At 65.4% G+C, this 22,637-nt stretch carries 15 protein-coding genes; 12 read left to right on the top strand and 3 right to left on the bottom strand.

Features of this window, described 5'->3' with window-relative positions; translation table 11 throughout:
* The first annotated feature begins 3 nt into the window (after nucleotides 1–3).
* Together JX283_RS01400 and JX283_RS01395 are read left to right on the top strand one after the other, a co-directional pair.
* Nucleotides 4–519: a nitroreductase family protein gene (locus JX283_RS01400; protein WP_204829004.1), complete on the top strand. Its 516-nt coding sequence runs from the start codon at nucleotides 4–6 to the stop codon at nucleotides 517–519.
* Nucleotides 520–1,005 carry a GNAT family N-acetyltransferase gene (locus JX283_RS01395; protein ID WP_135977254.1) on the top strand — a complete coding sequence of 162 codons (486 nt, stop codon included), beginning with the start codon at nucleotides 520–522 and terminating at the stop codon, nucleotides 1,003–1,005.
* 103 nt (nucleotides 1,006–1,108) lie between these two features.
* Here JX283_RS01395 and pta read toward each other — a convergent pair whose 3' ends face one another.
* Nucleotides 1,109–2,095, bottom strand: coding sequence for a phosphate acetyltransferase (gene pta / locus JX283_RS01390; protein ID WP_204829003.1), 987 nt, complete (start codon nucleotides 2,093–2,095; stop codon nucleotides 1,109–1,111).
* A 196-nt stretch (nucleotides 2,096–2,291) separates the two neighbouring features.
* On the opposite strand from pta, the gene glf reads away from it, so the two are divergent.
* The 3 genes from glf to JX283_RS01375 all read left to right on the top strand — a co-directional run bounded on the left by glf (nucleotide 2,292) and on the right by JX283_RS01375 (nucleotide 8,047).
* Nucleotides 2,292–3,494 (top strand): UDP-galactopyranose mutase, encoded by a 1,203-nt coding sequence (glf, locus tag JX283_RS01385; protein ID WP_135977256.1) that lies wholly within the window; start codon nucleotides 2,292–2,294, stop codon nucleotides 3,492–3,494.
* Nucleotides 3,495–3,545: 51 nt separating this feature from the next.
* Nucleotides 3,546–4,583 carry a glycosyltransferase family 2 protein gene (locus JX283_RS01380; RefSeq protein WP_204829002.1) on the top strand — a complete coding sequence of 346 codons (1,038 nt, stop codon included), beginning with the start codon at nucleotides 3,546–3,548 and terminating at the stop codon, nucleotides 4,581–4,583.
* 2,804 nt (nucleotides 4,584–7,387) lie between these two features.
* Nucleotides 7,388–8,047 carry an ABC transporter ATP-binding protein gene (locus tag JX283_RS01375; protein ID WP_204829001.1) on the top strand — a complete coding sequence of 220 codons (660 nt, stop codon included), beginning with the start codon at nucleotides 7,388–7,390 and terminating at the stop codon, nucleotides 8,045–8,047.
* A 12-nt stretch (nucleotides 8,048–8,059) separates the two neighbouring features.
* Here the strand turns inward: JX283_RS01375 and JX283_RS01370 are convergent, their stop codons facing one another.
* The gene (locus tag JX283_RS01370) at nucleotides 8,060–8,875 is read right to left on the bottom strand and encodes an HAD-IIB family hydrolase (RefSeq protein WP_204829000.1); all 816 of its coding nucleotides are present in this window, start codon (nucleotides 8,873–8,875) and stop codon (nucleotides 8,060–8,062) included.
* A 141-nt stretch (nucleotides 8,876–9,016) separates the two neighbouring features.
* On the opposite strand from JX283_RS01370, the gene JX283_RS01365 reads away from it, so the two are divergent.
* The 3 genes from JX283_RS01365 to JX283_RS01355 all read left to right on the top strand — a co-directional run bounded on the left by JX283_RS01365 (nucleotide 9,017) and on the right by JX283_RS01355 (nucleotide 11,215).
* On the top strand, nucleotides 9,017–9,568 hold the full coding sequence (locus tag JX283_RS01365; RefSeq protein ID WP_204828999.1) for a DJ-1 family glyoxalase III: 552 nt from the start codon (nucleotides 9,017–9,019) through the stop codon (nucleotides 9,566–9,568).
* Complete coding sequence (locus tag JX283_RS01360; RefSeq protein ID WP_370583386.1) at nucleotides 9,531–10,163, top strand: nucleoside triphosphate pyrophosphatase; 633 nt, start codon at nucleotides 9,531–9,533, stop codon at nucleotides 10,161–10,163. The genes JX283_RS01365 and JX283_RS01360 overlap by 38 nt, the downstream gene beginning before the upstream one ends.
* Nucleotides 10,164–10,246: 83 nt before the next feature.
* On the top strand, nucleotides 10,247–11,215 hold the full coding sequence (locus tag JX283_RS01355) for a P1 family peptidase (RefSeq protein ID WP_204828997.1): 969 nt from the start codon (nucleotides 10,247–10,249) through the stop codon (nucleotides 11,213–11,215).
* A 270-nt stretch (nucleotides 11,216–11,485) separates the two neighbouring features.
* Here JX283_RS01355 and ppk1 read toward each other — a convergent pair whose 3' ends face one another.
* Nucleotides 11,486–15,700: a polyphosphate kinase 1 gene (gene ppk1 / locus JX283_RS08725; protein WP_370583385.1), complete on the bottom strand. Its 4,215-nt coding sequence runs from the start codon at nucleotides 15,698–15,700 to the stop codon at nucleotides 11,486–11,488.
* Between the two features lie 566 nt (nucleotides 15,701–16,266).
* On the opposite strand from ppk1, the gene JX283_RS01340 reads away from it, so the two are divergent.
* From JX283_RS01340 to JX283_RS01325, 4 genes are all read left to right on the top strand, one after another.
* A complete protein-coding gene (locus JX283_RS01340; RefSeq protein WP_204828996.1) occupies nucleotides 16,267–17,517 on the top strand; it encodes an arginine deiminase in 1,251 nt (416 codons plus the stop codon).
* A gap of 125 nt (nucleotides 17,518–17,642) precedes the next feature.
* On the top strand, nucleotides 17,643–18,638 hold the full coding sequence (gene argF / locus JX283_RS01335; RefSeq protein WP_204828995.1) for an ornithine carbamoyltransferase: 996 nt from the start codon (nucleotides 17,643–17,645) through the stop codon (nucleotides 18,636–18,638).
* A gap of 186 nt (nucleotides 18,639–18,824) precedes the next feature.
* Nucleotides 18,825–20,294, top strand: coding sequence for a basic amino acid/polyamine antiporter (locus JX283_RS01330; protein WP_255533391.1), 1,470 nt, complete (start codon nucleotides 18,825–18,827; stop codon nucleotides 20,292–20,294).
* Nucleotides 20,295–21,105: 811 nt separating this feature from the next.
* Complete coding sequence (locus JX283_RS01325) at nucleotides 21,106–22,536, top strand: YfcC family protein (protein ID WP_370583384.1); 1,431 nt, start codon at nucleotides 21,106–21,108, stop codon at nucleotides 22,534–22,536.
* The last annotated feature ends 101 nt before the right edge of the window (nucleotides 22,537–22,637 follow it).

Genomic DNA, 22,637 nt, shown 5'->3' with positions numbered 1-22,637 from the left:
GCCATGGAGTACACCGACCTCGTCCGCGCCCGGTACTCGTGCCGCGCCTTCGACGGCTCTCGGGCCGTCGAGCCCGAGAAGCTCGCCGCCGTCGTGGAGGCGGCACGCGTGGCCCCCACGGCCGTGAACCGCCAGCCGTTCCACGTGTGGCGGATCGCCTCCGAGGAGGCCCGCGCCGCTGTCGAGGGGAATTGCCGGTTCACCTTCGGCGCGCCGGAGTTCCTGCTTGTGGGCGCCAAGGCCGACGAGGCGTGGACCCGCCGGTACGACTCGGCCAACTTCGCCTGCGTGGACGCCTCCATCGCCGCGACCCAGATGATGCTCGCCGCCTCCGACCTCGGCCTCGGCAGCACATGGGTGGCCTGCTTCGACGCCCCCGCGCTCCAGGCGGCTCTGCCCGAGACGGCCGGCTACGACCTCGTGGCCCTGTTCCCCATCGGCTACCCCGCGCCCGACGCGGCCCCGGCCGAGCAACACGGGCGCCGCAAGGCCGTGGACGAGCTCTACTCGGAGCTCTAGGTGGTGCTCGCCCGCCGTCCGGCCACCGAGGCCGACATCCCCGCCTGTCTGGCCGTCTACGCCGCCGCACGGCGGTTCATGGCAGCCTCGGGGAACCCCGGGCAGTGGGGCTCTTCGTGGCCCCCGGCCGCGCTCGTGGCGGAGGACGTCTTTGCGGGGCGCCTCTGGGTGACGGAGGAGGGCGGCCGCGTCTGCGGGTGCTTCGCCGTCTGCCTGGGCGACGAGCCCTCCTACGCCTCCATCGACGGCGAGTGGCTCGACGCCTCGCCCTATGTCACGCTGCACCGCGTGGCGTCCGACGGGTCGGCCCGCGGGGTCCTTGCCGCCGCCGTGGAGCAGGCCCGCTCCGAGAACCCCCACGTGCGCGTCGACACCCACCGGGACAACGCCCCCATGCTCCGCGCCCTCGCCGCCCAGGGCCTCTCGCCCCGCGGCACGGTCACCGTCCACGACGGCACGGAACGCCTGGCCTTCGAGCTGGCCTGAGACCTCAGGCACGGTCCCGCGCCATGGGGAAGGGCCGGGCGCCGCCCCCGTCGGGGGAGCGGCGCCCGGCCCTCTGCGTGCGGGCGCGGGGTTGTCCTGCGGCCTACTCGGCGGAGGCGAGCTGGGCCTGTACGGCGGTGATGGCCACCACGGCCACGNTGTCNNTGGCGGNGCAGNCGCGGGAGAGGTCGTTGACCGGCTTGGCGATGCCCTGGAGCAGCGGGCCGTAGGCCTCGGCCTNGGCCAGGCNCTGNACGAGCTTGTNNCCGATGTTGCCGGCGTCGAGGTTGGGGAAGACGAGGACGTCGGCGTTGCCGGCCACCTCGGAGGTGGGGGCCTTCAGCGCGCCCACGGTCTCGTCGAGGGCGGCGTCGGTCTGGAGCTCGCCGTCGCAGAGGAGGCCGGGGGCCTTGGCGTGCACGAGGGCCGTNGCCTCGGCCACCTTGTCCACGTACTCGNAGTTGGCGGAGCCGTGGCNGNAGTAGGAGAGCATGGCCACGTGGGGCTCGGTGCCCATGANCTGCTTCCAGGNGGCGGCGCTCGCGATGGCAATCTCGGAGAGGGCCTCGGCGTCGGGGTACTCGTTGAGTCCGATGTCGGAGAAGACGAAGGTGCCGTGGTCGCCGTACTCGCAGTCGGGCACGCACACGACCATGAAGCCGGAGACGAGCTTGGTGCCCGGGGCGGTCTTGAGGATCTGGAGCGCGGGCCGCAGCGTGTTGGCGGTGGAGTGGCAGGCGCCCGAGACGAGGCCGTCGGCGTCGCCCATCTTGACCATCATGGTGCCGAAGTACGTGGCGTCGTCCACGAGCTCGCGGGCCTGCTCGATGGNCATGCNCTTCTTGGCGCGGAGGCGGCGGAGCTCCTGGGCGTAGGCCTCGTGCTTGGGCGAGGTGCGGGGGTCGACCATGCGGGCGCCCTCCACGGGCTCGGGCTCCTCGCCGTTGTGGAGGATGACGAGGTCCGCGAGGCCCTCTTCCACGATCCGGCGGGCGGCCTCGATGGTTCTGGGGTCCTCGCCCTCGGGGAGCACGATGGTCTTGCGGTCGCCCGCCGCCTGTGCCTTCATACGTGCCAAAAAGTCGCTCATGGAAACGCTTCCTCTCTCTGGGTGGGCCCCGCGGCCGAGCGCCGGCCTTCCATGCGGGCATATCGTGGCGGTCCGTGCCGCTCGCGACCATTATAGGTACGCGTGCTAACATTTCTTGCGGAATACGTGGCTTGGCGTCTCCTGGCTGCCCGACGGTCCGGGGGCGCCTCCGTGCCGTGACAGAAGGGTTCGATCCATGAGCATACGTACCGGGCTGCCGGAGGGTTTCCGCGCCGAGGACTACGACATGGTGGTCGTCGGCGCCGGCTATGCCGGGGCGGTCTGCGCCCGCCGGCTCGCCGAGGGCTGCGGCTTCAAGGTGTGCGTCCTCGAGCGCCGCGACCACATCGCCGGCAACGCCTACGACGCCTACGACGACGCGGGGATCCTCGTGCACGTGTACGGCCCGCACATCTACCACACCTTCTCCGAGCGCGTGGACCAGTTCCTCTCCCGCTTCACCGGCTGGACGGACTACCAGCACCGCGTGCTGGCCGACATCCACGGCACCCTCATGCCCGTCCCGTTCAACCACGCCAGCCTCAAGCTCGCCTTCGGCGAGGAGCGCGGCGAGGAGCTCTACCGCAAGCTCGTGGCCGCCTTCGGCGAGAACAAGAAGGTGCCCATCATGCAGCTCCGGGAGAAGAACGACCCCGACCTGCAGGAGGTTGCGGACTACGTCTACGAGAACGTCTTCCTCTACTACACGATGAAGCAGTGGGGCAAGACCCCCGACGAGATCGACCCGTCCATCACCGGTCGCGTCCCGGTGTTCATCGGTGACGACGACCGCTACTTCCCGGCGGCCCCCTACCAGGGCATGCCCGAGCAGGGCTACACCCGCATGTTCGAGCGCATGCTCGACCACGACCTCATCGACGTCTTCCTCGAGGTCGACGCCCGCGACATCCTGACCGTGGACGACGAGCACGTCACCGTCCAGGGCAAGCCCTACGGCGGCGAGGTCGTCTACACCGGCCCCCTCGACGAGCTGTTCGGCTGCGACCTCGGCGACCTGCCCTACCGCAGCCTCGACATGCGCTTCGAGACCCTGGACATGGACCGGTTCCAGCCCGTGGGCACCGTCAACTACACCACGAGCGAGGACTTCACCCGCATCACCGAGTTCAAGATCATGACCGGCCAGGTCAAGGAGGGCGTCACCACCATCATGCGCGAGTACCCGCAGCCCTACGAGCGCGGCCGCGGCATGACGCCCTACTACGCCATCATCGAGCCTCAGAACGAGGAGCTGTACCGCCGCTACCGCGACCGTGTGGACCACCTCACCAACTTCCACCCGGTCGGCCGCCTCGCCGAGTACCGCTACTACGACATGGACGGCGTCACCGCGTCGGCCCTGGCACTCTCCGACGAACTCATGGCCGCCCACGCCTGACGGGGGCACCACGACCCGTCAGGAATCCGACAGATGAGGACGCACCCACCGATGAGCACCAAGACGCTTTCCGTAGGCATTCCCTGCTACAACTCGGCCGAGTACATGGACCACGCGATCTCCTCGNTCCTCGAGGGGGCCCACTTCTCCGACGACATCCAGGTCATCGTCGTCGACGACGGCTCCACCAAGGACGACACCTTCGCCAAGGCCAAGGCATGGGAGGCCCGCTACCCCGACCTCGTGAAGGCCGTCCACCAGGAGAACGGCGGCCACGGCATGGCCGTCCTCTCCGCGCTCGAGGCGGCCGACGGCGTCTACTTCAAGGTGTGCGNNTCCGACGACTGGTACGACGGCGACGCCCTCGACTCCCTNANGAAGACCCNCCGCNGCTTCATCGACTACGNCGTGCGCGTGGACCTCGTCGTCACCAACTACGTCTACGAGCACGTGGAGGACGGCAAGCAGAACGTCATCGACTACCGGTTCGCCCTGCGTCGCAACAAGGTCCTCACCTGGGAGAAGATCGGGCACTTCGGCTACGACCAGAACCTGCTCATGCACGCCCTGTGCTACCGCACCGACATCCTGCGCGACGGCGGCNTCCCCATGCCGGCGCACACGTTCTACGTGGACAACATCTACGCCTACGTGCCGCTGCCCCGCTGCAAGACGCTGTACTACCTGGACGTCGACCTCTACCGCTACTTCATCGGCCGCGAGGACCAGTCGGTCAACGAGAAGGTCATGGCGGGCCGCATCGACCAGCAGCTGCGGGTCACCCGCATCATGATGGACGCCTACCACCTCTACGACGACGTCGAGAGCACCAAGCTCCGCACGTACATGCTCGACTACATGAACCTCATGATGGCCGTGTGCTCCATCTTCGCGCGCCTGTCCGACGTCCCCAACGCGCGCCTCAACTGCGACGCCCTCTGGGAGTACTTCAAGCAGTACGACAAGCGCATGTACAACTACTGCCGCAAGGGCCTTATCNGCATCGGTGNCAATCTCCCCACCAAGATGGGGGAGAAGACCTCCATCGGCCTGTACCGCATCATCCAGAAGGTGGTCAAGTTCAACTAGGCGGCGCTTCNGCTGTTTCATTTGACGCGANCGGGCCGCNNGTCCTGGGGCAATTCGCGGCTTTGCCGCTCAGATGCCCCGGGACCTGCGGCCCGGTCGCACTGTGTTCGGCCGGAGCGGCCCAGTTGCACTCGAGGGGCCACCCACCTGAGGGAAAGCTCGGGGCTCCGCTCTTTTTGGTCATGGGCCCCTTCCAGTTAAATAGGTAAATCGTCGGCATCCACGAGGGCTGTGCCTGCGGTATTGGGGATTAGTATCTGAGATACCAATAGGCCCTCGAACGGAGGTCGATTATGAAGGTCAAGAAATCGCTCGTTGCCGCCGCGCTCTGCACCGCTCTCTGCGCCGGGGTCTCCGGCGCCGCGTTGGCCCGGACCGTCTACTACAAAGGCACCGGAGTTTACTGGAACTACGGCCGCAACGCCGGTGTCTTTGGCTTCTCTGATTGCAACTNTCAAAAATACGAGCATTGCTCTTCTGTTAATGGATACAGCTCTGGCTGGCAGCAGCCCGGCACACTGTCGCAGGCATGGGGGTTTGTTGGCCCGTCAACAATTCAGGCCTACTGGAACTGCCGGGGGTAAGGCGGCTCCTGGTTTAATCCCCTTGGCCTAGTTTCCCTTTACATCTACGAGAGGGTATCCAGTGAAGAGATGGTACTCGGTAGTCAGCTTGGTCGTCATTGTTTGCCTTGCTGCTGTCGGCACGCTCTGCGCCAAGGGGGTTTTGGAGGCCTTGGTGATGCGGTCGGCGGGCTCGTGGCTCGCCGACCGCCCCACTCTCTACACCATGCAGCTCTCCGATGAGAGCAGGNAGCGCTTGGTGGGTGCNGTNCAGGCGTTTGCCCAAGACCATCCCATGACCGTGGTGAGCCACGACTCGGTCGTGCAGCAGTCGGGGGCCACTCTCTATACCTTTGGCGTTTTGGCCNNTNCTGCTGCGGTTTCCGCCGTGGNGCCCTTGGACGTATTGNGCACTCCCGTCGTGGACGATGCTGTGGTGAGCGCGGTGGTCTCAGGCGCGCCCGGTGCCTATGCGGGCTTTGGCAACAACGCCTTCGNNNGGGTGCAAGAGCTGCCAAGCATTCGCGCCGGGGCATACTTTAGGGTTCAAAAACTGGATTCTGCTGCAGTTGTGGGCAGCTCCTGCACGGTGTTGGGGCTGAGCGACGAGGAGTTCCAGGCGCNTCTGGCCGATGTCGCGACTGCCACGGGGTGCAGTGGGGAGGCGCTGACAGAAAAAACCTTCGGCTCTGTGCCGATGGCAGGCCTTTTCGCATTCTTCTCCGCCGGGGCCTTCCTTCTGCTCGCCCTCGGGCTTTCCCTTCTTTTGGTGGCCCGCTCTCTTTTGGAGCTCAAGACCCTCGGCGTGCGCCTGATGCTGGGATGGGGCGCGGGGGGATTTTTGCTTCGGCTGTTCAGGCNCCAGCTGGCGCAGCTGCTTGCCGTGGTGCCGNTATGCTTGGCAGGCACCGCCCTCATGTTGAGCGGCTTTGGCCTCACCGCCCCGTTGGCNGNCTTTGTGGGCACNATCGTGGCCGCGCCGGTCGTGGCGGTTTTGCTCTCGTTGGCCCTTGCCGCCCTGCCCATCCTGCTTGTCAACCCGGTGGACGCCATCTGCGCCCGCTACTCGCGGCGGGGATTCTACGTATTGGCGGCCGGCGTGTACCTTGTCACCTTGGCTGCGGTCTTTGGCGGCTCTTTGTATATCAATCAGCCGCTTGCCATGTACACAGACCTTGCCCGCACCCGCTCTGTGTGGAGCGCCTACGAGGACTGGTGGGTGGTCAAGGACCTTTCCGTGGACGGANAGCACTTTGTGGGCGATGCGATGGCCCAGGCCAAGGACGTCTACGACTGGTATGCCGCCCACGAGGACGATGAGGGCGTCTACCTGTCAAATGTCTCCTATACCCCTGAGGTCGATATTGAGGGCGACCTGCCCGATGCCGCGGTGCGCCCCGTCCCTTTCTGGTATCTGGCAGCTTCTCCCTCCTATCTCGAGCAGGCCGGCGTGGAGCTTTCGCCCGACGTCCTTGCCAAGGTGAGGCAGGGGGTGCGCGTGTACCTGCTGCCGAGTTCGCTGAGCGCGGGCGAGACCGAGGCCCTGAAATCGTACCTTCTCGCGTCTCGAAAGCCGTGGGACTCCAATATCGTCACGGAGTACATGAAGCACCNATCCACGGAGTTCGTTCCCTACGACGGGGCCAAGGGGCTGTTCACCTGGGCCGCCCATGAGGGGGAGNCTGCAGAGNCCTCGGGCATGGTCATCGCCGTGCTGAGCGCCGAGAACATGGTGCCCTTTGAGTCGGAGAGCCTGGTAGCCAGCGGCCTCAACAGCTACTTGAAAATGGATGGCCAAGCCGCCTCNCAGCTTTTGGACAACGACTCTGTCGCCTTGAACAGTGGCTTGGACCTGCGATTTGCCACCGTGGGCAACTTCATCGACGGCATGAAAAAGTTATTCGAGGAGCTCTTTTTCTTGTTCGGCATCGTCCTTGCCATGCTTGTGATCATCGTCGCCGTCATGGTCCNTTGCATCGTNGAGGTGGTCNACCGGGTGAGCGCCCGGGAGGTGTCGGTCAAGTGCGTGCTCGGCTTTGGCCCGTGGACCATTTACCGGAGGGAGTTCCTCTTTGTGAACATCGCCACGCTTACGGGCGTGGCCGTGAGCGCCCTCGCCCAGTCCACTGCAGGCCTTCTCATGGGCGGCGCGCTGCTCGTTGCCTCCAACCTGCTCATCGTGCTGGCGGCCCGCCGAAGGTCTGTGGCGGTCGTGTTGGAAACCGTGTCAAAGGAGCAATGATGGACTCCTCTATCCAGGTAAAAGACCTTGTCAAGTGCTTTGGCGAGCACAGGGTCCTCTCGGGGCTCAGCCTCAGCATTGCCGCAGGAGAGGCGGTGGCCGTCACCGGGCCGTCAGGCTGCGGAAAGACCACGCTGCTCAATATCTTGGGGCTGCTCGACACCCCCACGTCGGGCTCGGTCTGCCTACTGGGAAAGGCCTACCCGCCCATCAACAGCCGCAGCGCCATGCTCCTTCGCCGCAGCGCCATCAACTACCTCTTCCAGTCGTTTGCCCTCATCGACTCCAAGACGGTGCGCGACAACCTGCTTCTGGCCCTCTACCACACCAAGCTGGCAAAGAAGGAGAAGCTGTCCCATATCCAGGAGATGCTGGGGCGTTTTGGCGTGGGGGACAAGCTGGACTCTGNGGTGAGCGAGCTTTCCGGAGGGGAGAAACAGCGCGTGGCCATGTCCCGGGCCATGCTCAAGCCCGGCGACCTCATTCTTGCCGACGAGCCCACCGGCTCCCTTGACAGGAGGATGGCCAACATCGTCATGGACTCGCTTCTTCGCGCCACCCGCGATGCCGGCAAGACCCTTGTGATGGTCACCCATGACATGACCATGGCCGACAAGTGCGANCGGATCCTCACCANGGAGGAAGGGCGCCTCGTCTAAGAGCGGTCGGGCTTACTGGTCCATCGACGGCTTGAGGTAGTCNTCCANCACTTCGGGCATGCAGCCGTCGTCGCAGCTCGACCGCAGGATGCGGCAGCCCTTTGGCAGAAGCGGCCTCGCTAGCTCGCTCACGTTGGAGACCACGAGGGGAAGGCCTGCCACCTCGAGCATGGAGAGGTCGTTCACCGAGTCGCCCAAGGCCACCGTCTCGTCCATGGGCACGCCGAGGGTGGCGGCGATTTCTGCGAGGCCCGAGCCTTTGCCCACGCCTGCGGGGTTGAACTCCACGTAGCGATCGCTCGAGAACACCGGCTCTACNNCGTCNACGAGGTCGTCGNGGGCGTCNTNCGCNTCGTCGCGGAGGACATGGAGGGCGTCAAGGTCNGTGTTCTCGAACAGGATCTTGTACACAGGCTCGTCCAGCGAAGCCGCTTCCTCCCACGTGGACGGAACCACTTCCATACGGCCGCGCAAAAACTCCCGCTCGCCCTCGTTAAGGCTCATGGCCAAGGTGCGCCCCTCTAGGTACATGTGGCCGCAGAGGCCCCGCTCCTCCCCAAAGGCGCGCAGGCGCTCGGTCACGGCGGCATCAAGCGGGTGCGCGGCAACCACCGTGCCGTCGTTGGCGCACACGTAGCCGCCGTTGAGGGTGATGGTGTAGGAGTCAGGGTCGCCCTTTGTGCCCACCTCTTCCAGGATGCCCTGGACGCTGAAGTAGGGGCTGCCGGTGGCCACNACAAAACGGNCCCCCAGCTTCCCCATGGCGGCCACGGCATCAAGGTTTGACTGGGTGGGTCTCTTGTTGTGGCCGAGGAACGTCTCGTCCATNTCGCTTGCAACGNTGTGGTACATCGGCAGTGCCTNTCCTTCTGAGTGTGTGTCGCGACCATTCTAGCCACGGGCGCCTCCGGCGGCATTTCCCGGCGCTAGACTGAGAAAAGTCTATGTTCATACGGGAAGGGGATCATCATGGCAAAGACATGCGCCGTTCTTCTGGCGGATGGGTTTGAGACCATCGAGGCGCTGGCCCCGGCAGACTGCCTTGCCCGTGCCGGGGCCCAAGTGAGCCGCGCAGGCTGCACCGGTTCCACCGTCACGTCCGCCCAAGGGGTGCCGGTGGTCTGCGACGCGNAGCTCGCCGACGTCGANNNNGCNTCCTTCGACCTCGTGATTGTGCCGGGCGGCCTCGGCGGCGTCGACAACCTGCGTGCCTGCCCTGCGGTCGCAGCCGAGCTCAAACGCCGTGCCGCCAGCTCCGACCTCCTCGGCTGCATCTNTGCCGCCCCTGCGCTTCTGGCNGAGAACGGCNTGCNCGACGGCCNGGTCGCCACGTGCTATCCCGGTTGCGACACCGACTTCCCGGCAGGCGTGCNCCCCGAGAAAAACGGCGTGTACNNNGACGGCAACCTCGTCACGGCCAGCGGCCCCGCGTTTGCCGTGCCCTTTGGCCTCGCCCTTGTGGCCGCCCTGCTCGGGGAAGAGGATGCCCGTCGGGTGGCATCGGCCATGCTCGTGGAGTAGGGCCGTGATACTCGCGTCCGCCTCTCCGAGGCGCATAGAGCTTATGCACCGCGCCGGCTTCTGCCCGCGGGTCATGCCTGCCGACGTTGACGAGCGTCGCCTTGAAGGGGAGGCGCCCTTGGAGCTCGTGGCCCGCCTCGCCCGTATGAAGGCCCTTGCCATGGTGGAAAAGGCTGAGGTCAACGAGCTTGTCGTGGGCGCAGACACCATCGTGTGGATGGGAGATGGGGCCTTGGGGAAGCCCGCCTCGCCCAAGCAGGCACAAGCCATGCTCACCGAGCTCTCGGGCCGCGTGCACCACGTGTCCACCGGCTGTGCCATGGCGTTGCACGCAGCCGACGGCTCTGTGGCCGACGAGACGTTCACCTGTACCACCGATGTACGCTTCTTCGACCTTGAGCCGGCCGAGATCTCCTCCTACGTGGCGAGCGGGGAGTGCTTTGACAAGGCGGGCGCCTACGCCATCCAAGGCCTTGGAAGCCTGCTCGTGCGCGACATCGACGGCAATTACGACAACGTGGTCGGCCTGCCCGTGGCAGAGCTTTCCCGGAGGATGCGCGCCTTTCTCNGTACGATGGGCACTGACGCTTCGTGACAGAGGCCATATACGNGCCTGAAAGCACATATGTGCTTTCAGGCGATCTTGATATAGGGGTTGTCCATGAAAGGAGGGGCGCCATGAGGCTCCCAGGATTCGACGACGTGTACGTGGGGCATCGCAGCGACCCTGAGGCGGGCACCGGGGTCACGGTGGTGGTGGCGCCTGCGGGGGCCGTCGGGGCCGTGGACGTGGCCGGCGGCGCCCCGGCCACCCGCGAGACCGACCTGCTGCGCCCCGAGGAGACCGTGGACCGCGTCTACGCCGTGGTGCTTTCCGGCGGCTCCGCCTACGGGCTTGCAGCCTCATCGGGCGTCATGGACGAGCTGGAGCGCAGGGACATAGGCCTTGACCTCGGGGTCTGCCGTGTACCCATCGTGTGCGGCGCATGCCTGTTCGACCTGGCGGTGGGCGACCCCTCCGTGAGGCCCGATGCCGCCATGGGGGCCGAGGCCTGCGCCGAGGCGCTCGACGGCTCGGACGCGGCAGGTCTTGCCCAGGGCAACGTGGGCGCCGGCACGGGTTGCACCGTGGGAAAGTTCCTCGGCCCCGACATGGCCATGAAGGGCGGCTTCGGGTGGTCGTCCGCCTCGGCGGGCCCGCTCGTGGTGACGGCCGTTGTCGCGGTGAACGCGGTGGGCTCGGTGACAGACCCCGCCACAGGCGCCCCGGTGGCGGGCGCGCGGGTGGCCGCCGACTCCGCGGCTCAGGTGGCGGACCCCCTGTCGGCCATTTTGGCCGGCGCGTCCATGCCCCTGTCCGTGCTCGACCGCACCAATACCACCATCTCGTGCGTGACGACCAACGCCAAGCTCACGAAGGCCCAGGCCACCAAGGTGGCGCAGATGTGCTCAGACGGGTATGCCCGCGCCATCGCGCCCAGCCATACCACCAACGACGGCNNCTCCGTGTTCGTGCTCGCCACAGGCCAGGTCGAGATGCCGGTGGACCTTGTGGGCGTCCTCGGCCAACGGGTGCTGGCAGACGCCGTGGCGTCCGGCTGTCGGGAGGCCCGAACCGCCTACGGCTTTCCCGGGGCGGCAGGGTAGGGGCCATCTTCCTTCCTGTTACTGTGTGTGAGGCACTGCGCCTGGGGGCGGCTGGGGGCGACTCAAAGGGTCGCCCCCAGCCGCCCCCAGGCGCATCGGTGCCGCCCTGTTGTGCGGACGGGAGGAGAAGCGCGCCACCGTAGCGCAACGAATCGGCCAAATCGGCAAAACGATGCGCCACGGTGGCGTGCCCGGTGGTGCGGCACGCCACCGTGGCGCGGTTGTTGTGGGACGTGGTGCGGGCAGAGGCGCCGGCAGTTGCTCTACTGTCTAGGAGCGGGGGCGCAGCAGCGTGACGCACTCCACGTGGAAGGTCTGGGCGAAGAGGTCCACCGGCTTCACCCAGACGGGAGAGAAACGCCCCGCCTCCTCAAAACGGTCGAGGTCCCGGGCGAGCGTGGCCGGGTCGCACGACACGTAGGCGATGGCGCGGGCGTCCAGGGTGGAGAGCTTTTCCACCACGTCGGGGGCGAGGCCTGCTCGCGGCGGGTCCACCACCACGATGTCGGCTCCCTCGTCGGNAAACTCGCGGCCGGCGTCGCCTCCCACGGCGTCAGCGTTGTCGATGCCGGCGCGCTCGAGGTTGTGGCGCAGGTTGCCCACGGCGGGGCCGTAGGACTCCACGGCATCCACCCAGCTTGCGCGACGCGCCAGCGGCAGCGTGAACGTGCCGGCGCCCGAGTAGAGGTCCATGGCCGCGTCGTCTGCGCCGGGTTCAAGGGCCTCCAGNACCAGTTGCACGAGCTGCTCGGCGCCCAGCGTGTTCACTTGGAAGAACGACGGGGCACTCACCCGCATGGTCTCGTCGAGGATGCGCTCCTGCCACCAGCCGTTGCCGTCCAGGCGTTCGGTGCCGGCCAGCTTGCGGGCCTTGAGCGGGCCCTTTGTCATGACGCGCACAATGGAGCTGGCACCCGTGGCGTCGCCGAGAATCTTGGCGGCCTGGGCGCGGGGAAACGGGCTCGGCTCCGTCCAGAGGGCCACCTCCACGTCGCCCGTGCGCCTTGAGGCCCGGATGCCCACGCGCTCCACGTTGAGGTTGTGGGAGTTGGCAAGGTAGGAGAGCGACCCCGAGACCGCCTTCACAAGCCCCTCGTGGTCCGCGTCCAGCAACAGGCAGCGGTCCACCTTCACTACGCCGGAGTCGCCCTGGGCGTGCATGCCCACGACAGCGCGGCCGCGCCTGCGCTCCACGGCGAGCTCCACCTTGTTGCGGTAGCCCCACGAAGCTCCGNGGGCCAGAACCGGTGCCACAAGGGCCTCGGCCCGCTCTGCCCCTAGGTGCCCGATGCGCGAGAGGCTCTGCACCACGTTGTCGCGCTTGGCGGCGAGCTGCGCCGCGTAGTCCATGGCGGCCCAAGGACAGCCGCCGCAGACCGAGGCCCNCGGGNANCGCNNNCNCANGCGGTCGGGAGACGGCTCCAGCACGGCTGTGACCCGCGCTTTGACAAGGCGCTTTTCCTCTCGCACCACCTCGGCCTCAACGACGTCGCCGGGCACCGCTCCCGTCACGAACACCGCCCTGCCGTCATCGGCGTGGGCCACGGCGTCGGGCCCGTAGGCCATGGACTCTATCTTGAGGCGCATCTNCCGTCCCTCCCTGCGGCGTCGCTCGCGCCGCCTCTGCTCTCGCTCGTTTTTCCTGTCCGCCTTGGCCTGGGCCGCCTGTGCCGCCTCGGGCCCNATGACAATGGTGCGAAGCCCCAGGCCGATGAGGGAGAGCGCCGCGGCGACGCGCCCGGGGGGCCTGCGCACGATGGTGGTGGGAGCCTCGCTGCCTGCCGACCCTTCCACGGTGGGTTCTGCCTTCACCTCGTCCGCGTCTTTCCCGCCTGCGCCCTCCTTTTTTTGCGGGCTCGGCTCTGCGGCGGACTTGTCCGGATCGGCGGCAAAGTCGGGCTCGTGGGGAAGGCCCGACGCCGGCGCGTCGTTTTCTCCAACGGCCTTGTCGGCTTCGGCAAGGGTCGCGGCGCCGGCGGTGACNGCTCGGGCGAGCACCTCGTCCTCCACAACGGGGTCTGCGCCAACGGCCATGGGGCGCACGTCGGCGGCGACGTTGGGGACCCTNGTTGCCGGGTAACCGGCGTAGAGGGCGATGAGGCGTCTGGTNACGTCGNGCGGNAACGACGCCAGCTCGGGCGAGAGGGGGGTGCCGCGGTCAGCGTGCCCGCGATTGACCATGGCGTGGTGGTAGGCGAGGGCGATGAGCACCTCTTGGCTGTTGACCAAAGGGTCGTCGGCTTCCACAGGGATAGGGCTCCACGTTCCCGACGTCGTGAGGCGCCTGGCCTTCACGTTGTCGGAGAGTTGGAGGTCCATGTACTCCACCACGAGCTCGCGACAGGTGGGGTCGAGCACGGGGAAGCAGATCTCCACGCGGCGCTCGGTGTTGCGGGTCATCATGTCGGNGCTCGACAGATAGAGCGNGTCGGCATGCTCGCCGAAGGCGTAGACGCGGGAGTGCTCCAGCAGGCGTCCAACGATCTGGCGGATCTCAAGGCCTTCGGTGCGCTCTGCGATGCCCGGCAGGATGCAGCAGATGCCGCGGACGACAAGGGTCACCGAGACGCCCGCCTGCACCGCCTCGGCCACCTTGTCGATGACGTCGCGGTCGGTGAACGAGTTCATCTTCATGAACACGCGGCCGCGCGCCCCGGAGCGGGCGCGGCCGATCTCGCGGTCGAGGCCGCGCATGATGAGCGGCTTCAGGCCCGAAGGGGCCACGCCCAGGTGGCGGTAGGTGCCATGGAGGTTGCCCAGGGTGAGGTTCCTGAAGAATGCGTTGCCGTCCTCGCCGATGCCTTTGTCGGCCGTGAGCAGCAAGAAGTCGGAGTACAGGCGGGCGGTCTTCTCGTTGAAGTTGCCGGTGCCCAAACAGGTGATGCGGCGGATGCCGTCGGTGCCGTGGTAGGTGATCTGGCAGATCTTGGAGTGGCACTTGTAGCCTTCGGAGCCGTAGATGACGGTGCAGCCGGCCTGGGAGAGGCGCTCGGCCCACTCTATGTTGTTCTTCTCGTCGAAGCGCGCGCGGAGCTCCATGAGGACGGTGACGTCCTTGCCGTTCTCGGCGGCAGTGATAAGGCTCTCGCAGAGGCGCGAGCGGGTGGCCACGCGGTAGAGGGTGATGCGGATGGAGATGCACTCGTCGTCGGTGGCGGCCTGGCGCACGAGGTCGAGGAACGGGTTCATGGACTCGTAGGGGAAGTAGAGCAAGACGTCGTGGTCCATGACCTGGTCGCGCACGGGCACGGAGGCGTCGACCATGGGGGAGCCCTGCGGCTCGAAGGGCTCGAACAGCAGCGCCTGCCGGTGACGGGCAGGCAGCTTCGACTCGAGGCCGTATACATAAGAGAGGTCCAGCGGGATGTCGAGGCGGCTCACCCGCTCGCGGGAGAGGCCCAACTCCTCGCGTACCAGCTCCTCGAGCTCCTCGCCCAGGCNGCCCTGGNANTCNNCGCGCACCGGGTCGAGGCGCAAACGGCGGCGCAGGATCTTCTTCATGTGCTGGCGGTAGTCCTCTTCCTCCTCCACGCCCTCGCCGTCGGGGTCGATGTCGGCNTTGCGGGTGACGCGCACGACGGCGCATTTCGTGGGAACCATGGAGCCGAATACGTCGGAGTGGGCGAGGCCTTGGACGATGACGTCCTCCACGAGCGCGTAGCGGTAGCGGTCGGGGCCCGAGGGCAGCGCCACGACGCGGGGCGCGTTGGGTGGCACCTCCACCATGCCGAGCAGCTCTCCCTCCTCGCCGGCGTCGAGGGCGCACATGACGTAGAGCTGCCCGTTGCGCAGGTTGGGGAAGGGGTGGCGCGGGTCCACAACAAGGGGGGAGAGCACAGGCAGAAGCACCCGGTCGAAGTGGCGGCCCACGGCCANGTTGTCGCGGTCGTCGAAGTCTCCCACGCCCACGCGCTCCAGGCCNAAGCGCTCGAGCTGGCGCTCGATGGCGCCGAAGGCCTCCTCTTGGCGCCCGAGAAGGTCGGGGAGCAAAGAGAACAGCGCGTCGAGCTGCTGGGCAGGGGTGAGGTCGCTCTTNTTGTCGCNCGGCGGGTTCTTGAGGCCCTCCATGGTGGAGAGGCCGCCCACGCGGATCATGAACCACTCGTCGAGGTTGCTCTGGAAGATGGCGCAGAACTTGAGGCGCTCGAAGAGCGGCACCTCGGGCGTGAGCGCCTCGGTGAGCACGCGGTCGTCAAAGCGCAGCCAGCTTACCTNGCGGTTNTGGGTGAAGGAGTAGTCTCTGAGCTGGTGGGGTGCCTCCTTGGCGCGGGCGCGCCTGGACTCCTCGTGCCCCTTGCGGNTCGCGCTCTTGGCATAGGCCTTGAGGGCCGCGGCGTCGCGCTTGGCCTTTTTGCCGCCGTGCGCCTTGTCCTTTTGGGCGCGCTTGTCGGGCGCTTGCCCCTTCTGGCCTGTGTCCTTCCGTTTTTTGTGGGCCTCTCGAGTTTTTTTCAGGTTGTTTTTCTTTTTCTTAGGGCTCTTGGCCATGGGCGCTCCTCGATGTCGGCCTTGCGGCCGGTTGTTTTCATCCCCATTATGCGGTGGATGCGCTGTGGGGCCGGCTGCATTTCGGGCATTGAAACGCGTCTTTCGCAGCAAGGGGGCGCCGATTTTCCAAGGCCGTTTCGGCCCCTATGCATGGTCCCGCAATAATATGCAGTAATAGAGAGACTATATGCACATATTACGGCACTGTCAGATAAAGCAAATATTGCAGTTTTCTGATGTGTTGTATCAATGGGGGGATGCNTTGAATNAAATAGNGAACCCGTATTTTAGTGTGATTGCATAATCACAGGTAAACCACGAGTTATACACAACGAATTCACTAATAAGGCCAAATTCAGAGCATATTGCCGTCCACAGCTGAAAAGTAACCGTTGGCCGTGAACAGGAAACATTATTCACCGTCAGCGAACCATAATTGGCACAGCGAAACCGAGGCTGGCGGGTGCCCGAGAACCCCGCGAACCGCGTGTTCCCACCGATAATTGGTCCGCACAATGGCTGGCGTCCCGCANANAGGCGAGGCGCCGTCGACAGAAGGAGGCACAATGTCCAAAGGGCTACATGTCCCGNGCGAGATCGGCGACCTGAAGAAGGTCATGCTGCATCGCCCCGGCGACGAGCTGCTCAACCTGCCCCCCGACGAGCTGGAGCGTCTGCTGTTCGACGACGTTCCCTTCCTGCNCGTCGCCCAGGAGGAGCACGACACCTTCGCCCAGACCCTGCGCGATCAGGGTGTCGAGGTGCTCTACCTCGAGAAGCTCGTGGCCGAGGCCCTCGACGCCGCCCCCGGCGCCCGTGACGAGTTCCTCGACCAGTGGATCTCCGAGGCCGGCATCACCGGCAAGCACGCCCCGGCCATCATCCGCGAGTACATCGACTCGTTCAAGGACAACTACGAGATGGTGCTCCACACCATGGCCGGTGTGACCAAGCAGGAGGTGCAGCTGCCCGTCAAGGCCAGCGAGACCCTGCGCTCCATCGTGGGCACCGACGGCGACACCGAGAGCGACCTCCTGGTCGACCCGATGCCCAACCTCTACTTCACCCGCGACCCGTTCGCGGTGGTGGGCAACGGCGTCAACCTCAACCGCATGTACTCGGTCACCCGCAACCGCGAGACCCTCTACGGCAAGTACATCTTCAAGTACCACCCCGACTACAAGGACTCCCCGCTGTGGTATCGCCGCAACTCCGCATACCATACCGAGGGCGGCGACGTGCTGAACCTCAACAGCCACGCCATCGCCGTGGGCATCTCCCAGCGCACCGAGGCCGCTGCCATCGACGTCATGGCCAACCACATGTTCTGGGGCCACGAGGACTGCCCGATCGACGAGATCTACGCCTTCAACATCCCGAGCTCCCGTGCCTTCATGCACCTCGACACGGTGTTCACGCAGATCGACGTCGACAAGTTCACCATCCACCCCGCCATCATGGGCACCCTGCAGGTGTTCAAGCTCACCCCAGGCAAGGAGGAGAACGAGGTCAAGATCGAGGAGATGAACGACACCCTCGAGCACACCCTCGCCAAGATCCTGGGCCTCGACCAGGTCACGCTGATCCCCTGCGGCGNCGGCGACCCCATCGCGGCTGCCCGCGAGCAGTGGAACGACGGTTCCAACACNCTCTGCGTGNGCCCCGGCACCATCTGCGTCTACCAGCGCAACAACGTCACCAACGACATCCTCTACAAGGCCGGCATGGAGCTCCTGGTCATCCCGAGCGCCGAGCTCTCCCGCGGCCGCGGCGGCCCCCGCTGCATGAGCATGCCGTTCTGGCGCGAGGACCTCTAAACCTCAGCCTCCTCCGGGGGCCGGCCCGTCCGGCCCCCGGTCGACGCGGGCCTGGGGCCCGCGCTATCCCGATGCTTCAAACGCCGCGCCCCATCGGGGGCGCATGACAGAAAGGAACCGCAACGATGGGTGTCAACATCGCCGGCCGCAGCTTTANCAAGATTCTCGACTACACCCCTGAGGAGATCCAGTACCTCGTCGACGTGTCCAAGACCTTCAAGGACATGAAGCGCAACGGTGTGCCCCACAAGTACCTCGCCGGCAAGAACATCGTCCTGCTCTTCGAGAAGACCTCCACCCGTACCCGCTGCTCCTTCGAGGTGGCCGGCAACGACCTCGGCATGGGCGTCACCTACCTCGACCCCGGCAGCTCCCAGATGGGCAAGAAGGAGTCCATCGAGGACNCCGCCCGCGTCCTCGGCCGCATGTACGACGGCATCGAGTACCGTGGCTTCTCCCAGGAGCTCGTCGAGGAGCTGGCCGAGNNGGCCGGCGTCCNNNTGTGGAACGGCCTCACCGACGAGTTCCACCCCACGCAGATNANCGCCGACCTCCTCACCATCGAGGAGAACTTCCCCATGGGCGTCAAGGGCCTGAAGTTCGNCTTCTTCGGCGACACCCGCAACAACATGGGCAACTCCCTCATGGTGCTCTGCGCCAAGATGGGCATGCACTTCGTGGGCTGCGGCCCCAAGGAGCTGCGTCCCACCGACGAGCTGATCGCCACCTGCGAGAAGATCGCCGCCGAGACCGGCGCCACCATCACCTTCACCGACGACCCGAAGGCCGCCGCCACCGACGCCGACGTCCTCTACACCGACATCTGGGTGTCCATGGGCGAGCCGGCCGAGCTCTGGGCCGAGCGCATCAAGGAGCTCAAGCCCTTCCAGGTCAACAGCGAGCTCATGGGCCTCGCCCACAAGGACGCTATCTTCATGCACTGCCTGCCGTCCTTCCACGACACCAAGACCACCATCGGTGAGGACGTCGCCGAGAAGTTCGGCATCAAGGAGATGGAGGTCACCGACGAGGTCTTCGAGTCCCGTCAGTCCAAGGTCTTCGACGAGGCCGAGAACCGCATGCACACCATCAAGGCCGTCATGTACGCGACCCTGAAGTAACTTCAGCTCCATGCGTGCTCTCGAAGGGCCCCGGCAGTTGCTGGGGCCCTTTTTTGCGCTGAATAAAACGGTATATATGTCGCTTCTGTATATATACTTGAAATCAAAGGAGCCTGTTTTGGGAATACCTTCCAGCGTTGTGAGAAAACGGGGGCGAAAGCCTCCCTGCGGAGAAGGAGGGTTCCCTTGTCAGACGGACAGACGTCTGCCGCTCAGTCGGGCGGTNCGGGCAAGATCGGCCTTTTCGGGCTGATCGGTATGGTGGTGAGCTCCTGCATCGGNTCGCNNNNCTTTGCCCTCACCNGTCAGATCGCCCAGNTCGCGGCCCCAGGCCCGGCCCTCATCGCTNGGGGCATTGCCGGCGTCGGCTTCCTCATGCTCGCCCTTTCCCTGAAGAACCTGGGCGAGAAGCGTCCCGACCTCGACGGCATCTTCAGCTACGCCACTGAGGGCTTCGGACCGTTCGCCGGTTTCNTTTCGGGCTGGGGCTACTGGCTTTCCGCATGGCTGGGCAACGTGGCCTTCGCCACGGCCATGATGAGCGCCGTGGGCATGTTCTATCCGCCNTTTGCCAGCGGCAANACCGTGCCCTGCGTGGTCATTGCCTCAATCTTCATGTNGGCCCTGACCTTCCTGGTGATTCGCGGCGTCGAGAGCGCCTCGTTCCTAAACGCCATCGTCATGGTGGCCAAGGTCGCCGCCCTCGCGCTCTTCATCGTCTTCGGTGTCGTGATGTTCAACGCGGGTGTCTTCACCCAGGACTTCTGGGGCCAGCTCTACGACAACCTCGTGGCCATGGGCCAGGCCGGCCCCGACGCCGTGGCCCTGGGATCTGTGGGCCAGCAGGTGGTCAACTGCCTGATCATCATGATGTGGTGCTTCATCGGCATCGAGGGCGCCTCGGTGCTTTCGAGCCGCGCCCAGAAGAAGAGCGACGCTGGCAAGGCCACGGTCATCGGCCTTGTGGCCCTGCTCGTCATCTACATCGGCGNGTCCGTGCTGCCCTTCGGCTTCATGCCCTACACCGAGATTGCCCAGCTCAACGACACCACCTCCATGGCCGAGGTCTTCAACCTCATGGCCCCGGGCTGGGGCGGTCCCTTCATCACCATCGCCATGATCGTCTCCATCGCCGGCTGCTGGCTCTCGTTCACCATCCTGCCCGCCGAGACCACCCAGCTCATGGCCAACCACAAGCTGCTGCCGGCCTCCTTCGGCCAGCTCAACGACAAGAAGTNGCCGCAGTNCTCGCTGCTCGTGGTTGCCGCCTGCACCCAGGCCTTCCTGATCGTCGTGATTTTCTCCGAGAGCGCCTATGACTTCGCGTTCTCCATGTGCACCGTTGCCATCGTGGTTACCTGGGCCTTGGCCGCCGCTTACCAGATGAAGTACTCCCTTGCTCACAAGCAGGCGGGCCAGGCCGTCATCGGCCTTATCGCCCTGGCCTTCTTGGTCGTCGGCGTGCTTTTCAACGGCTGGAGCTTTCTGCTCCTCACCTGTATCGGCTACATCCCGGGCCTCTTCGCCTATGTGAGCGCCCGCAAGACAGAGGGCGTGAGGTCCTTTACGCCGGCCGAGCACGTTGTGGAATACGTCGTCATTGCAGGCGCTGTTCTGGCCGTCATCCTTTTGGCCACGGGCATCATCGTCATCTAGCCTTGCCCTCCATCCCAGGAAAAACCGTGCCCAAGGAAGGGGNGTCGCGCATGTTCGCTCGGCGCCCCTTCTTTGTGCGCCTCCCGACAGATCGTTGCGGCCGTGGCGACGACCCGGCTCCAACATCTTTGAACGGGCACTGGCTGTGCTTTGGGAGAGGGGGGCGGATGGGCACAGGTCGGCAGGTCTATAATTGTTCATAGGGATGCGCCTGGGGTGCCCATGCATAAGCCGGTGCCGTCTTGCCGCCTGCGTGCACCAGGAAGGTCATTCATAGGAAATCATGAATCAGTGTCCNTTTATTGCGTATATGATGAAAATGGTTTGATGGCGTAAAGTCGGCTAAAACCTTATGGATGGAATATCGGGACAGTAAATAGATAAATCATAACTTAATAAATAATAACTACACGTATTACTAAAGTCGGCTTCTAACTGCGAAAACAGGGGAAATTTGCATTATTTCATCTAGGTTTCCGCGAACGGCCGTAATGTACCAGTAAGCGGTACCTTTTCCGCCTAATCCCAGTTTTCGGCATTAAGGGAATCTTCATATGTATAAAATGAGTCAGGAATCGTTAGGGGAGGGGCTCTGGTGAGCCCCCGCACGGGGCGCGTCTCAAAAGAGGTCCGCCCCCAACGAGGAAAGGAGACCCAAGGCATGTCAGACGTGACAAAGCCTAAGAAGAAGCGGGAGATGCTCTCTTCTTACACGATCTTGTTCATCATCCTGATCNTGNTGGCNCTTATCTCCATTGCCATGTCCGCGGCAATCCCGGACATCACTGNCGCCACCCTGGGTGACGTGCTGATGGCCCCCGCAGAGGGCTTCGTCGACGCCGTCGATGTCTGCCTGTTCGTCATGGTGCTCGGTGGCTTCCTTGCCATCGTCGAGCGCTCCGGCGCCCTGAACGCCGGCATCTCGACGCTGGTGCGCGCCATGGGCGGCAACGAGCTCAAGCTCATTCCCATNCTCATGATCATCTTCTNGATCATGGGCACCACCTACGGCTTCTGCGAGGAGTCCGTGGGCTTCTACGCCCTGCTCGCCGCCACCATGATGGCCGCCGGCACCGACGTGCTCGTGGGTGCGGCCATGGTGCTGCTCGGCGCCGGCTGCGGCGTGCTCGGCTCCACGGTCAACCCGTTCGCCACGGGCGTCGCCTCCGCCACGCTCACCTCCATCGGCATCCCGGTGGACCAGACGATCATCATCGTCCTCGGCCTGATCCTCATGGTCGTGGCCGACGTCATCTCGATCCTCTTCGTGTACAACTACGCCAAGAAGGTCAAGGCCGACACCGGCAAGTCCATCCTCACCGGCCACGAGATCGAGGCCGCCGAGAAGGAGTACGGCAGCGCCGCCAAGGCCGTGTCCGAGGCCAAGGCCATCACTGGNCGCCAGAAGGCCGNCCTGNCCCTGTTCGCCGTCACCTTCGTCGTCATGATCATCGGCTTCATCCCCTGGGAGGACCTGGGCGTCAACGCTTTCAACGCCGGCTACGCCTCCGAGGAGGTCACCGCCCCCATCACCGGTGACGAGATCGTCGCCGCCTGGGGCGACGGCGGCATCGACGGCGACATCGTGTTCAACTCCGAGCCCGACGCCGTCGTGACCAGCGAGACCACCACGTCCCTCGGCTGGTCCGCTTTCCTCACCGGCACCCCGCTCGGCCAGTGGTACTTCGCCGAGGCCACGGCCTGGTTCCTCATCATGGCCATCATCATCGGCGTCGTGGCCGGCCTGTCCGAGCGCGAGCTCGTGGACACCTTCATCGCCGGCGCCGGCGACATGATGGGCGTCGTGCTCGTCATCGCCCTCGCCCGCGGCGTCTCCGTCCTCATGGACGTTACCGGCCTCTCCAACTGGATTCTGGCCTCTGCCGCCGCCGGTCTCAAGGGCATGAGCGCCATCGTCTTCGCGCCCCTGTCCTTCATCCTCTACGTGCTCCTGTCCTTCCTCATCCCGTCGAGCTCCGGCATGGCCACCGTGTCCATGCCCATCATGGGCCCGCTGGCTGTGGAGCTGGGCTTCTCGCCCGAGGTCATGGTGCAGATCTACTCCAGTGCCAACGGCTTCGTGAACCTGTTCACGCCCACCTGCGGCGCCATCATGGGTGGCCTGGCGCTGGCCCGCGTGGAGTACTCCACTTGGCTGAAGTTCGCCACCAAGCTCCTGGCGATCCTCTTCGTGGTCCTCGTCGTCATCGTGACGGTGGCCTGTATGGTGGTGCCCGCCTAGCGGAAGGCGCNNTTGAAACTCGCGACCACGGAAGGTCCAAAGAAGGGCCCCGCCGCACTAAGTGCGGCGGGGCCCTTTCCATGGGGCGCGGGGTGTCGACG

This window comes from Olsenella sp. CU969, from assembly GCF_905219715.1.
Classification (GTDB): domain Bacteria; phylum Actinomycetota; class Coriobacteriia; order Coriobacteriales; family Atopobiaceae; genus Granulimonas; species Granulimonas faecalis.
The sequence above is the reverse complement of the archived record's forward strand: the minus strand, read 5'-3'. Positions and strand labels throughout refer to the sequence as shown.

Coding starts and splice junctions, on each gene's coding strand:
- JX283_RS01400 (WP_204829004.1), top strand. CDS start 4: ATGGAGTACACCGACCTCGTCCGCGCCCGGTACTCGTGCCGCGCCTTC.
- glf (WP_135977256.1), top strand. CDS start 2,292: ATGAGCATACGTACCGGGCTGCCGGAGGGTTTCCGCGCCGAGGACTAC.